This window comes from Faecalicatena contorta (genome assembly GCF_021531895.1).
Lineage (GTDB): Bacteria > Bacillota > Clostridia > Lachnospirales > Lachnospiraceae > JAFBIX01.
Map to the genome: position 1 here is coordinate 13,526 of NZ_JAFBIX010000003.1, position 14,225 is coordinate 27,750.

Sequence of the window (14,225 nt, forward strand, 5' to 3'; positions counted from 1 at the left end):
CTTTTCTTAATAATATACGATTGCATCCGCAATCTCTGCCGCCTTCTCTGTTCCTGACAGGACTTCAATTAATTTCAGTGCAAAGTCTATCGCCGTTCCAACTCCCCGACTGGTAATGATATTGCCATCCACTGTTACATTCGCTCCAGTCATAACCGCACCCTGAATCTCCTTTTCCACAGATGGATAACAGCTGACACGCTTTCCTTTCAGTAATCCCAGATTGCCAAGTACCGTTGGTGCTGCACAGATTGCTCCAACATATTTTCCCTCGTTATAAAAATCTTTTACAACTCTACGGACACCTTCATGCTCATTCAAATTCGTGGTCCCCGGCATTCCTCCCGGCAGAACAATCATATCAGATTCCACAAAATTAACCTCTTCAAACAGATCCTCTGTCTGGACATTGATTCCATGTGCTCCATGAACCGTATATTCTTCTGTAGTGGAAACAGTATCCACATAAATTTTTGCTCTTCTAAGTAAATCAACCACTGTCAGTGCTTCAACTTCTTCAAATCCATCAGCTAAAATTACACTTACTTTTTTCATCACTATCATCCTCCTTAACATTTGATTCTAACACCGTTTACTTTTGGTGTAAACTATATTATGATACCTATAATACTTTTTTTGATTTATAGACAGGAGGTCCGAAACATTGGAAATAGAACGTAAATATCTCGTACAGCAACTGCCTGAATCTCTGAGCGGCTATCCATGCCGAATTATTGAACAAGGCTATCTCAATACCGATCCCGTTGTACGCATCCGACGTGACAATGAAAAATATGAGCTTACTTATAAATCCAAGGGATTTATGACACGAATGGAATACAATCTTCCATTGACACAGGAAGCTTATGAACATCTTCTCACTAAGATTGATGGGCGTCTGATTCAAAAGAAACGTTATATGATTCCCTTGAACAATGATCTTACTGCAGAACTGGATATTTTTGAAGGCGATCTCGCGCCTCTTATTCTTGTCGAAGTAGAATTTCCCTCGGAAGAAGCCGCACTTGCCTTTGTCCCACCATCCTGGTTCGGGGATGATGTTACTTTTTCTGGTAAATATCACAACAGTACTCTCAGCAAATTGTAAAGCAACATTTTGTTGCTTTATTGTATTTTGAAACGATTCGATGCATAGATATCTATTTATTGGCCAAATTGCTATACTAACAAGAGAAATGCCTTGTAGGAGTTGACATTATGCCTAATATACAGTTAGCCAATAACTTAAAATATCTACGAAAAAAGCACAATCTGACTCAGACTACTCTGAGTCAGATTCTGAATATATCCAGACAGGCGTACTCAAACTATGAGACCAGTAAGCGCACACCTGACTTGGATTCTCTTCTGCAGCTTACGACTTTCTATCAGGTTAACCTGAACGATCTCGTTCTCGGCAACCTTCAAGACACGACGATCTATTCTGACAAAGTATCAGAAACTGTAGTTCCTTATACTTTTGTCAAAGACAAAAAAACCGGCAATACCATCTATCTCACAGATGAAGAACTGGATCTTATCACCCAGTTCCGCACACTTTCTAAAGAGAATAAACAGATCATTACCGGTTTTCTTCACTCTAATTCCAAAAATTCTGTTTAATCAGACAGTGCAAATCCATCATGTACTGCATTCATTGCTTTATCAATATCTTTCTTTGGAACCAGCACTGTAATGCGAATTTCAGAGGTAGATATCATATTAATATTTACTCTGGAATTATAGAGAGATTCGAACATCTTTGCCGCAACTCCTGGATTACTCATCATTCCAGCTCCTACGACTGACAATTTTGCGACATCTTCATTCCATGTGATGTCCTGAATTGTAAGTCTTTCTTTATTCTCTCCTAACACCTTAATTGCTTCTTCCAAGTCGTCGGATGCTACCGTAAAGGAGATATCCTTGGTACCTTCTCTTCCGACAGACTGAAGGATGATATCTACATTAATGTTATTTCCTGCAAGCGTGTCAAAGATAGCAAATGCGATTCCCGGCTTATCCTGTACTCCAATCACAGAGATTCTGGCTGTATTCTTATCGGCTGCCACACCTGTTACTAACAATTTTTCCATACCTTTTCCCTCCTTGACCACGGTTCCTTCCGAGCGATTCAAACTAGATCGTACTACTAACTCAACATTGTATTTTTTCGCCATTTCTACCGAACGGTTGTGAAGTACCTTTGCACCGAGACTTGCCAGTTCCAACATCTCATCATATGTAATCTCGTCAATCTTTCTGGCATTCTTCACCACCCTTGGATCAGCAGTATAGACACCATCCACATCCGTATATATCTCGCATTTATCCGCATGAAGAGCTGCCGCCAACGCCACTGCTGTTGTGTCTGACCCACCTCTTCCCAAGGTTGTAATATCATCATATTTATTCACACCCTGAAAACCAGTGACAATAACAATCTTTCTGGAATCAAGTTCATGAAGAATCCGCTCGGTCTCTACACGTTTAAAACGTGCATTGCCATAACGAGAAGTAGAATGCATTCTTACTTGAAAAGCATTCAATGAAACTGCTGGTACATCCAGTGACTGCATTGCCATAGCCATCAATGATACCGACACCTGCTCACCTGTCGTAAGGAGCATATCCAGTTCTCTTTTCTTCGCCTTTGGATTAATCGTATTTGCCAATTCCAGCAATTCATCTGTTGTATCCCCCATAGCAGAAAGTACAACCACTATATCGTTTCCATCTTTATAATCTTCAATGCAACGTTTTGCAACATTGAAGATACGTTCCTTGTTGGCCACAGAACTGCCGCCAAATTTCTTTACAATTAGCATAATTCCTCCTGTAACAAGTGTCCAATTAACTGGTAGCCGTCTTCCCAGTTTCTCCCCGTTGAAACTGCAGTCTTCTCATTATATGTCGGAAGTCCTGCCTGTGAACTGGTACTATCATACAATAGATATGGGATTGGCTCTCCCGTATGTGTACGAACTTCAATTGGGGTTGGATGATCCGGCAAAAGCAGAATTCTAAAATCTTCCTGTGCCTGTTTTAATCCATCCACCACAATATTCAATACCTTTTTATCGACATTCTCAATTGCTGTTATTTTATCCGGAATACTTCCCTGATGTCCCATCTCATCTGGAGCTTCTACATGAATATAAGCGAAATCATACCCATCTTTTGTCAATGCTTTCACAGCTGCCTGTGCCTTTCCTTCATAATTAGTATGAAGTCCGCCATTGGCACCTTCTACAATGATACGGTCCATGCCGGCTCCTACCGCAATCCCTTTCAGAAGATCGACAGCAGAGATCATAACACCTTTCTTGCCTGTGCGCTCCTCAAATGACGTCAATGCCGGTTTCTTTCCAGCGCCCCAGAACCATGCAGAATTGGCCGGATGCAATCCATTCTTTCTGCGCTCTATGTTCAACGGATGATTTTCCAGAATATCATAGCTTTTCTTCATCATATCCCGAAGGACTTCATCTTCCGGCAGATAGTCTCCAATTCGTTTCGTCAGAATATCATGAGGAGGTGTAAGTTCAACCACTTTACCATTCTTCCAGATCAGAAGATGACGGTAACTGGTTCCTACATAGAATTCATATCCTTCCTTTTTCAGACCTTCTTTCAGTGCTTCAACAAGAATCGCTGCATCTTCTGTACTGATCTCATCCGAACTGTGATCGATAATCGTACGGTCCTCATAAGCGCAATCCTCTTCTGACAGAGTCACTATATTGCAGCGGAATGATACATCTGTATCTTCCATGTCCACGCCAATACTAAGTGCTTCCAACGGAGAACGCCCCGTATAATAAATCTTCGGATCATATCCCATAACTGCCAGATTAGCGGTATCACTTCCCGGTGCCATTCCTTCCGGAACCATAGATGCCATCCCTAGTTCAGAAACTGGTGACAAGGCATCCATTGTCGGTGTATTGGCAGCCTCTAATGTCGTCCTGCCATCCAACTCCTCCAATGGTCTCCCGGCCATCCCATCACTAAGTACTACCACGTATTTCATAATTATCTCTCTCCCATTCCTTCTAGTCTTCAATACGTATCATATGTAATATCTGATCTTTGTAGATATTTGCTCTGGTGTCGTAATCTCCTTCCATCATCACCGGCGTCGTGAAGCCAAATTCGCCTTCCAGCCCTTCTGCTTTAACGATCTCCACATCACCAAACGAATCCTGAAGCTTGGGCAACATCTCATCAGCATTTCCTTTCATACGGATAAAGAAACGACGTTTTGCATCAGCCTTATCTTCCAAATGCAGTTTTTCCTGCTTCCACATCGTCATGATGTTGCGATTCAGATGCTTTGCTGCATCCACAACGTCTGCCACTACCGCACTTGCTGTCGGAAGCTTTCCTGCGCCACTTCCATAGAACATTGCATCACCAAGGACGTTGCCATGCACAAAGATTGAATTAAAGACTCCATTTACATTGTAAAGTGGGTGCTCTGGATATAACATGCAAGGTGCAACAATCGCATGAAGACGGTTTCCAGCATAGCGCTTGCTGGATGCAAGCAGTTTGATGGTTGTTCCCATCGCTTTTGCATATTTCATATCTTCCACAGTAATTTCTGTAATTCCCTCACAATAGATATCTTCAAAATCCACCTGCTGTCCAGAGATCAAAGAAGATAAGATTGCAATCTTACGACACGCATCATATCCTTCCACATCAGCCTCAGGATTGCGTTCTGCATATCCATTTGCCTGTGCTTCTTTTAACACTGTATCGTAATCAGCCCCCTCATAGAACATCTTCGTCAACATATAATTTGTTGTTCCATTCAGAATTCCAGTAATCTCTTCAATCTCATCAGCTGTCAGAGACGAATTCAATGGACGGATGATTGGAATTCCACCTCCGACACTTGCCTCAAACAAGAAATTAATGTTATGTTCTTTCGCAATTGACAACAGCTCCGCACCATGCTTCGCTACCAGTGCTTTATTGGAAGTCGCCACACTCTTTCCTGCCTGCAGACATCTTTTCACAAAAGTATAGGCTGGTTCAATTCCTCCCATAACTTCTACAACAATCTTAATCTCATCATCATTCACGATAGTCTCAAAATCATGAATAATCTTATCCTGAACAGGATCTCCCGGGAAATCTCTCAAGTCAAGTACATATTTAATATTTAATTCATCACCTATTCTCTGGTTGATACGTGCTCCATTGGTATTGACAACCTCTACCACTCCTGAACCAACCGTTCCATAACCCATAACCGCTATATTTACCATATGTTCCTCCCTCAATTATCTTACAGTTTCTTTCAGATATGCATTTATGAATATATCAATATTGCCATCTAATACCGCATTCACATTGCTGCTCTCCACATTCGTTCTGTGATCTTTCACCAATGTGTATGGCTGCATAACATAAGAACGAATCTGATTGCCAAATCCAATTTCTTTTACTTCACCTCGGATATCTGATACTTTTTCTGCCTGTTCCTGCTCTTTCATGAGCTGAAGTTTTACCTTCAGCATCTGCATTGCTTTTTCTTTATTAAAATGCTGAGAACGTTCATTCTGGCATTGTACCACAATCCCTGTGGGAAGATGCGTGATTCGAATCGCAGAAGACGTCTTGTTGACATGCTGCCCACCCGCTCCGCTGGCACGATAGGTATCTATCTTCAGATCATCATCAGCAATTTCAATATCTATCTCATCTTCAATGTCTGGCACTACATCACAGGATGCAAAGGATGTCTGTCTTTTTCCAGCCGCATTGAATGGCGATATTCTCACAAGTCTGTGAACGCCTTTTTCCGACTTTAGATACCCGTAAGCATTTTCACCATTCACCTCGAATGTAACCGTCTTAATTCCTGTAATATCTCCATCCAGATAATCCAACACCTGAATCGTAAATCCTTTTCGTTCTGCCCAGCGGCTGTACATTCGATAGAGCATGCTGGCCCAGTCACAGGATTCCGTTCCTCCGGCACCAGCATGAATCGTAAAAATTGCATTACAGGAATCATACTCACCAGACAACAATGTCTGAATCCGTAACGATTCGAACGCTTCTTCAAACTCCTGAATCTCTTTTTCAATCTCTTTTGGCATCGAAGGATCGTTTTCTTCATATGCCATCTCAATCAACAGATTGATATCATCATAAGAAGCATATAATTCGTGAATAATCTTTACCATATCCTGAAGACTTTTCAGTTCTTTCATAAATCGCTGAGACTCTTCCGGATTATCCCAGAACCCAGGTTCTTCTATCTTTCGTTCCAGTTCTTCTATCCGTCTTTCCTTGCCTTCCAGGTCAAAGTGAATCCCTCATCTCGGCAAGAGGCTCTTCATAGGCATTCATAACAACTTTAAACTGATCTAATTCAACCACTTTTTCACCTCTTTCTATTTTTTACGTCCACAACACTGCTTGTACTTCTTTCCACTTCCGCATGGACATGGATCATTCGGATATACTTTCTTCTCTGCACGCTTCTTAGGAGCACGAACAGCACTTTCATCCTTATTGGTTCCAGTTACCTTCGCTACCTGTTCTCTCTCTACCTTCTGTTCAATTTTCACATGGAACAGCGCGCGAATCGTATCTTCCGTGATACTCTTTGTCATATGATCGAACATGTCGTACCCAATCATCTTATATTCTACTTTTGGATCTCTCTGTCCATAGGCCTGAAGGCCGATTCCTTGACGCAGCTGATCCATATCGTCAATATGATCCATCCATTTTGCATCTATGACTTTAAGCAGAATAACACGTTCGATTTCACGAATATGCTCTGGTTCCGGGAATTCAGATTCCTTGGCTTCATATGCCTTTGTAGCACGCTCTTTCAAAAGATGCTTCAACGCTTTCTGGCTTATGTCTTTGACATCTTCTTCTGTAACAGGCGCCATCGGGATCGTATTATGAATGGTAAGATTTAACTCTGCAAGATTCCACTCATCATAATCCTGATCAGCACTGATGACCATATCTACAATATTCTCCACATAATCATTGATCATATGGAAGATAGAATCACGCATGTTCTCACCATCCAGAACACGTCGTCTCTCTTCATAGATGATCTCTCTCTGCTCATTCATGACCTGATCATATTCTAACAGATTCTTACGAATCCCAAAGTTATTGCTTTCTATCTTCTGCTGTGCTTTTTCAATTGCACTGGACAGCATCTTATGCTCAATCTGTTCTCCTTCTTCTACTCCCAGGGTAGTAAATACACTCATCAATCTTTCAGATCCGAACAGACGCATCAGATCATCTTCCAGCGAAATATAGAAACGGGACTCTCCCGGATCTCCCTGACGTCCGGAACGTCCGCGCAGCTGATTGTCAATTCGTCTGGATTCATGACGTTCCGTACCAATAATCTTCAATCCTCCAGCTTCTCTTGCTTCTTCATCCAGTTTAATATCTGTACCACGACCTGCCATGTTAGTTGCAATCGTTACAGCATCATGGACACCTGCCTGGGCAACGATCTCAGCTTCCATCTCATGGAACTTCGCATTCAACACGTTATGTTTAATGCCACGTCTTTTTAACATGCCACTCAATAATTCAGAATTCTCAATCGTAATGGTACCTACAAGTACAGGCTGATGCCTTGCATGTGCCTCTTCAATGGCATCACATACTGCCTTAAATTTTTCTTTTTGTGTCTTATATACCGCATCTTCAAGGTCCTTTCGAATAACCGGGACATTGGTTGGAATCTCAATAACATCCATGCCATAGATCTGACGGAATTCCTGTTCTTCTGTCAGAGCAGTACCAGTCATACCTGCCTTCTTGGCGAATTTATTAAACAGATTCTGGAAAGTAATGGTCGCCAGAGTCTTGCTTTCTCTTCTTACTTTTACATGTTCTTTTGCTTCAATTGCCTGATGAAGTCCGTCGGAATAACGACGTCCCGGCATTATACGTCCGGTAAACTCATCTACGATCAGAACTTCGTCATCTTTTACTACATAATCCTTATCTCTGAACATCAGGTTATGAGCGCGAAGTGCAAGAATAATATTGTGCTGAATCTCAAGATTTTCCGGATCAGCAAGGTTATCAATATGGAAGAACTGCTCAACCTTCTTCACACCATCTTCTGTCAGGTTGATATTCTTCTCCTTTTCATTAACGATAAAATCGCCTGTTTCTTCAATATCTTCTCCCATGATGGCATTCATCTTGGTGAACTCTCCGCTTGCCTCGCCACGTTCCAGCTGACGTGCCAGAATATCACATGCATCATAGAGCCTAGTAGATTTTCCACTCTGTCCTGATATGATCAACGGAGTCCTGGCTTCATCGATCAACACAGAGTCTACTTCATCGATAATGGCATACTTCAATCCCCTCTGTACCAGTTGTTCCTTGTAAATGACCATATTATCTCTCAGATAATCAAAACCAAGCTCATTGTTCGTGACATATGTGATATCGCAATTATAAGCAGCACGGCGTTCATCATTATCCATGCCATTCAATACAACACCTACGGTAAGGCCAAGAAATTCATGTACTTTTCCCATCCATTCCGCATCACGCTTTGCCAGATAATCGTTGACAGTGACAATATTTACACCTTCGCCGGTCAACGCATTCAGATATGCCGGCAATGTCGATACCAGAGTCTTTCCTTCACCGGTCTTCATCTCCGCGATACGTCCCTGATGAAGAATAATACCTCCGATCAACTGTACACGGTAATGCTTCATACCAAGAGAACGGTAAGCAGCTTCTCTTACGACTGCAAACGCTTCCGGAAGGATATCATCCAATGTCTCTCCGCCTGCAAGCCTTTCCTTAAATTCTCTGGTCTTATCTTTTAATTCGCTGTCCGAAAGCTTCTGCATCTCTGGCTCCAGCGCCTCGATTGCATCCACGATTGGATAGATTCTCTTTAATTCATTTTCACTATGTGTTCCGAAAATTTTCTGTATTAAACCCATATTGACTTAATGCTCCTTGTCATTCATTTGGTCATAATATGACCACTCTATCCCTCATTCTAACACTATCTATATTTCAATTCAACAAATTCATAAAGTATTTACAAACTGTTAATTTTCCTGCAACTCTCTTCGGATTCCTGACAACTAAAGTGCTTCACCGTCTGATAAGGTATCTTCCCTCCAAACAGATCCAACGCACTTCCAATGGTAAAGTCCAGTTTCCCCTTGGAAATCATCTGAAAATGCTTCAGATCCTCCAGGCTTCCGATTCCACCTGCATATGTGATGGGAATCTGATCTTGGCTGCATAAGATCGCAATCAGTTCCTCTTCCACGCCGGAAGCTTTTCCTTCTACATCTACTCCATGTACCAGAAATTCATCACAATATTCTGCGATTCTATATAACACTTCCGGATCCAGTTTTACCTGTGTAAATGTCTGCCATCGGTTTGTCACTATATAATATTCCCCATCCCTTTTCCGGCAACTCAGATCAATGACAACATGCTCTTTTCCGACAGTTCTGCGTAAGCTATCCATTCGGTCCCATCGGATGATTCCATCCTGGAATACATAAGAAGTCACAATGACATGACTTGCACCTGCACCGATATATTCTTCTGCATTCTCAGAAGTAATGCCTCCGCCAATCTGAAGTCCTCCAGGATATGTCTCCAGCGCCTTCAGCGCCTGTACTTTTGTCTGTTCATAGTATTGGGAAGACGGCGGATTCAGAAGAATCACATGTCCACCTTTTAATCCATCCTTTCGGTACAAACGTGCAAAATAATCCGCATCCTGAACAGCGGAAAAATTCTCAACCGCCTGATCGTTTTCATCCGTCAGGCTACCGCCTACGATCTGTTTTACTTTTCCATTGTGTATGTCAATACATGGTCTGAATCTCATACTTATGTATCTCCTCGCAAATATCATTCTTATCGTGATATTTTATCACACTAAAGCAAAAAAAACTATATATGATCATAAAATCTCTGATTTTAGCAAATCAGCAGGGCACATTACATGTCCTGCTGATTGAATACACTATCGTTTTTCTGTTGTATTATTATTGACATTGTCGTTTGTGTTATTGACATTGTCATTCGTATTGTTTCCGTTTTCGTTGGTTCCATTTCCATTCAGCGCATCTCCCACATCATCTACACCGTCACGGATATCATCACCAATCTCATCGGCAACTCCATTATTATTGTTATCATACGTGGTACCATCTGTTGCACCGTTGGTCGTATTGTTCTGATCTGTCGCTGCGTTGTTATTTGCCGCATTATCATCTGCGTTTCCATTGCTGCCACATGCAGTTATTCCCATCATCACTCCAGTACACATAAGAATCAATACTAATTTTTTGAACTGTTTCATGTCTTAATCTCCCTTTCATGTATATTCATCTATAATCAAGTATTACTTGTTGCTAGTAATATTTGCAAATCATAGAATTCTATACTTTTTTCTGACTGGGATATTTTTACATTATAAACGTTCTGCAATTTTACCACTTCGATAAGCTTCCAACAGACACTCCAGATCTTCAATCTGTTCCTTCAGATCTTTTCCGATATCTGTATCCCCTACCAGTTTCCGTTCCAATACTCTTTTTACGACAATACTGTCTGAATGAATATCACTTTCCTTTTCAATTGCCGCCTCGGTTGACTCGAACGGCTCATGGGCCGCAAGAATCAGACCATAAGAATTATAGATCAGTGTATATCCGGCAATTCCGGTTTCTTTTTGGTATGCTCTGGAAAATCCTCCGTCAATGACCAGCACTTTACCGCCACATTTGATCGGACTCTCTCCATTCTTCGTCTTCACCGGCACATGTCCGTTAATAATATGTCTGCATTCATTCTGGAGTCCGAATTCATCCATGATCCTATCCACAACTTTTTCATTCTCTAACAGACAATAATATGGATTCTTCTTCTCTTTATGTGTCTCTTTTTCCGCAAGGAAATATCGTTCAAAGGTTGCCATCTTATCCTTGCCGAATAACGGAGAATTTTCACTCAGCCAGATATACCACATCATATCCTTACCACGTTCCTTTTCTTTGCCATCCAACGCATAGAATCCTTTGCGGACATAGCTTTCCAGAACCTCATACAAGCCTTTTCCTTTATAGGAATGCCCATAGATACGAACATTTTTCAAGCTGCCATCTTCATTCAGAGGAACACATCCATGATACAGAAGATTGTTATTATATACTTTATATAATCCACCTTTATTCAACAGGAACCTCATATGGCGCTGTAACTTTTCACAATTCAGGAAAGCCCGCTCCAGTCTTTCCATAATATCTTCTTCTTCTTTCGTCAGCGCATAAGGTTTCTTCGGATCAATCGTCGGGAAATTCTTGTCCAGAAGTTCATATGTCTTACCATCCAATTCAATCGTTCCAGCTTCATAATCAATATGATGCAAAAGATTTCTCTTTTCCATCTTAAATCCCGGATTCTTCTTGATAATCTGTCCTTCCACTTTGAACTGAATGATTGAAATTGCCTTATGCATCTTGATATTCATCAGTTTCTCGCCTGGTGTATGTCCGGAATCAGCCTTCAGCTGAAAACATTCACACGGATCATCCTTATATACATTCAGTGCAAAGGTTGCAAGCGGAAGCAGATTGATTCCATATGCATCTTCCAAAATGTCCAGATTTCCATATCTCGCACAGATACGGATCACATTGGCAATACAGCCTCTCTGTCCTGCTGCAGCTCCCATCCACAATACATCATGATTTCCCCATTGAATATCAATAGAGTGATACTCCATTAATTTATCCATGATAATATGTGGTCCTGGACCTCTGTCGAAAATATCCCCAACAATATGCAGATGATCCACCGTTAACCGCTGAATCAGTTCGCTCAAAGCAATAATAAATTCTTCTGCTCTTCCTATTCTGATAATCGTACTTACGATTGCATTGTAATAAGATTCCTTATCGCTGATATCCGCCTTTTCCGTAATCAATTCTTCAATTACATAAGCAAAATCTGCCGGCAATGCTTTTCTGACTTTTGACCGTGTATATTTACTTGCCGCACATTTGCAGATCTCAATCAACCGATACAGAGTAATCTTATACCAGTCTTCCATGTTCTCTTCTTCCTTCTTAATCCGATCCATCTTTTCTTTCGGATAATAAATAAGAGTAGCAAGGGTCTGTTTATCCTTACTACTCATAGTATTCCCGAATACATCGTCGATTTTACGGCGGACGGAACCAGAGCCATTCTTCAATACATGAGAAAATGCCTCATATTCCCCATGAATATCCGTAAGAAAATGCTCTGTGCCTTTCGGCAAATTCAGAATCGCCTGTAAGTTAATAATCTCTGTCGACGCTTTAGCGATGGTTGGATAAAGTTGAGAAAGTCTTTCTAAATAACGTACCTCTAACTCTTTCATAAAATCCTCCATTTTGCTCGCTTCGCTCGCTAGGAAATCAAAACCTCTCCATGTGGGTTATCCGTTCCCAGTAAATTTATAATACAGTTCCTCTAGAACTGAATTACATCGGACATATCGTATCTTCCAGCTGGTTTTCCAGCAAGGAATTTGGCTGCTTCAACTGCACCTTTTCCAAACACAGCTTTTGAATAAGCAGTATGCTTGAATTCGATAACTTCATCAGCCCCTGCGTAGATCACTTCATGATCCCCGACAATTGTTCCGCCACGAACAGCCGAGATCCCAATCTCTTTCTGATCACGTTTCTTGCGCACCTGACTTCTGTCATACACATAAGTATATTCATTATTCATTGATTCATTAATAGAATCAGCCAGTGCAAGTGCGGTTCCACTCGGTGCATCCAGTTTCTGGTTATGATGCTTTTCCACCAGTTCAATATCAAATCCTGCCGGTGCCAGTACTTTCGTTGCATCTTTTAAAAGTTTCATAAGCAGATTGATCCCCAACGACATATTTGCCGACTTCAAAACTGCAACCTTTTTAGACGCTTCTTCTACTTTTGCCAGCTGCTCCTCAGACAGTCCGGTTGTACATAAAACCACCGGTATCTGCTTCTTCACACAATAATCAAGAAGTCCATCTGCAGCTGCTGCATTGGAAAAATCAATGATAACATCTGCTTTTACATCACATTTTTCAATGCTGTCAAATACCGGATAATCATTAGCAAGACCGGTATATGTATCAACTCCTGCCACAAATTCTATTGCTTCATCTGCTTTGACAAGGCCTGTGATCACCTGCCCCATTCTGCCATTGCATCCATGCATAATTGCGCGTATCATCTTCTGTCCTCCTGCCTTATGCCAATCGAATTCCAAAATCCTTCATCGCCTGTGCCAAAGCCTTCTCATGCTCTGGAGTCAGTTCTGTCAACGGCATACGAAGCGGTCCGCAATCCTTGCCCATCAATGCCATTGCTTTTTTAACCGGGATCGGATTAACTTCACAGAATAACTGTTCAATCAACGGAATTGCCTTTAACTGAAGTGCTGCGCTTCCTGCCACATCCCCTTCAAAGAACTTTGCACAGATATCATGTGTCTCCTGTGGCGCAACATTAGAGAGAACAGAAATGACACCTTTTGCCCCAAGAGAAAGTAACGGTACAATCTGGTCATCATTTCCAGAATACAGATCAATGTTGCCATCTGTCAGAGACATGATCTTTGCCACCTGTGATATATTACCGGAAGCTTCTTTTACTCCTACGATATTATCAACATTTTTTACGAGTTCTGCCACTGTTGCCGGTTCAATATTACAACCAGTTCTGCTGGCAACACTATACATGATAATCGGAGTTTTTACCTCTTTTGCCACAGCCGTATAGTGAGCAATCAATCCTGCCTGAGTTGCCTTATTGTAATAAGGTGTTACAAGCAAAAGACCATCTGCTCCATGTTCTGCCGCATCCTTAGACAATTCAATTGCTGTTCTTGTGCAGTTAGAACCTGTTCCCGCAATCACCGGAATTCTTCCTTTTGCTCTTTCAATCGTGAATCTGACGCACTCTGCATGTTCCTCTTCTGTCATAGTAGCAGACTCTCCGGTCGTTCCGCAGATAACAATGCTGTCTGTTCCATTTGCACAGTGATAATCAATTAATTCATCCAGTTTATCATAATTAATACTTTCATCTTCATTAAATGGTGTGACGATTGCCACGCCGGCACCTGTAAAAATAGACATAGTAATCCTCCTGACTTTCATAATAATCTAT

At 41.4% G+C, this 14,225-nt stretch carries 13 protein-coding genes; 2 read left to right on the forward strand and 11 right to left on the reverse strand.

Translation table 11 applies throughout. The features are described from left to right. Positions 1-6 precede the first annotated feature (6 nt). Positions 7-555 carry a DJ-1 family glyoxalase III gene (locus JQM81_RS01350; protein WP_235231698.1) on the reverse strand — a complete coding sequence of 183 codons (549 nt, stop codon included), beginning with the start codon at positions 553-555 and terminating at the stop codon, positions 7-9. Positions 556-664: 109 nt separating this feature from the next. Here JQM81_RS01350 and JQM81_RS01355 point away from each other — a divergent pair, with 109 nt between their 5' ends. Together JQM81_RS01355 and JQM81_RS01360 are read left to right on the forward strand one after the other, a co-directional pair. Further along, the gene (locus JQM81_RS01355; protein ID WP_235231700.1) at positions 665-1,108 is read left to right on the forward strand and encodes a CYTH domain-containing protein; all 444 of its coding nucleotides are present in this window, start codon (positions 665-667) and stop codon (positions 1,106-1,108) included. Positions 1,109-1,218: 110 nt separating this feature from the next. Beyond that, positions 1,219-1,623: a helix-turn-helix domain-containing protein gene (locus JQM81_RS01360; protein ID WP_235231701.1), complete on the forward strand. Its 405-nt coding sequence runs from the start codon at positions 1,219-1,221 to the stop codon at positions 1,621-1,623. On the opposite strand, the gene JQM81_RS01365 is transcribed toward JQM81_RS01360, so the two are convergent. The 10 genes from JQM81_RS01365 to dapA all read right to left on the reverse strand — a co-directional run bounded on the left by JQM81_RS01365 (position 1,620) and on the right by dapA (position 14,194). Then, a complete protein-coding gene (locus JQM81_RS01365) occupies positions 1,620-2,828 on the reverse strand; it encodes an aspartate kinase (RefSeq protein ID WP_235231703.1) in 1,209 nt (402 codons plus the stop codon). The two genes, JQM81_RS01360 and JQM81_RS01365, sit on opposite strands and share 4 nt — an antisense overlap. Beyond that, positions 2,822-4,033: a cofactor-independent phosphoglycerate mutase gene (locus JQM81_RS01370; protein ID WP_235231704.1), complete on the reverse strand. Its 1,212-nt coding sequence runs from the start codon at positions 4,031-4,033 to the stop codon at positions 2,822-2,824. The genes JQM81_RS01365 and JQM81_RS01370 overlap by 7 nt, the downstream gene beginning before the upstream one ends. A gap of 22 nt (positions 4,034-4,055) precedes the next feature. After that, complete coding sequence (locus tag JQM81_RS01375; protein ID WP_235231705.1) at positions 4,056-5,279, reverse strand: homoserine dehydrogenase; 1,224 nt, start codon at positions 5,277-5,279, stop codon at positions 4,056-4,058. A gap of 15 nt (positions 5,280-5,294) precedes the next feature. Further along, positions 5,295-6,399, reverse strand: a protein-coding gene (gene prfB / locus JQM81_RS01380; RefSeq protein ID WP_420370566.1) for a peptide chain release factor 2 whose coding sequence is annotated in 2 segments (ribosomal slippage) — positions 5,295-6,335 and positions 6,337-6,399 — 1,104 coding nt in all. Because the reading frame shifts where the segments join, the coding sequence is not laid out codon by codon here. A 14-nt stretch (positions 6,400-6,413) separates the two neighbouring features. After that, entirely contained in the window at positions 6,414-8,981 is a 2,568-nt protein-coding gene (gene secA, locus JQM81_RS01385; RefSeq protein WP_235231707.1) for a preprotein translocase subunit SecA, read from the reverse strand. Positions 8,982-9,082: 101 nt separating this feature from the next. Continuing rightward, complete coding sequence (hisA, locus tag JQM81_RS01390) at positions 9,083-9,895, reverse strand: phosphoribosylformimino-5-aminoimidazole carboxamide ribotide isomerase (protein WP_235231709.1); 813 nt, start codon at positions 9,893-9,895, stop codon at positions 9,083-9,085. A 138-nt stretch (positions 9,896-10,033) separates the two neighbouring features. Beyond that, the gene (locus tag JQM81_RS01395; protein WP_235231710.1) at positions 10,034-10,372 is read right to left on the reverse strand and encodes a hypothetical protein; all 339 of its coding nucleotides are present in this window, start codon (positions 10,370-10,372) and stop codon (positions 10,034-10,036) included. 111 nt (positions 10,373-10,483) lie between these two features. Next, the gene (locus JQM81_RS01400; RefSeq protein ID WP_235231711.1) at positions 10,484-12,436 is read right to left on the reverse strand and encodes a fructose-1,6-bisphosphatase; all 1,953 of its coding nucleotides are present in this window, start codon (positions 12,434-12,436) and stop codon (positions 10,484-10,486) included. A gap of 92 nt (positions 12,437-12,528) precedes the next feature. Then, positions 12,529-13,287, reverse strand: a complete 759-nt coding sequence (gene dapB / locus JQM81_RS01405) for a 4-hydroxy-tetrahydrodipicolinate reductase (protein WP_235231712.1) — start codon at positions 13,285-13,287, stop codon at positions 12,529-12,531. Between the two features lie 16 nt (positions 13,288-13,303). Next, on the reverse strand, positions 13,304-14,194 hold the full coding sequence (gene dapA / locus JQM81_RS01410) for a 4-hydroxy-tetrahydrodipicolinate synthase (protein WP_235231713.1): 891 nt from the start codon (positions 14,192-14,194) through the stop codon (positions 13,304-13,306). Positions 14,195-14,225: the final 31 nt, after the last annotated feature.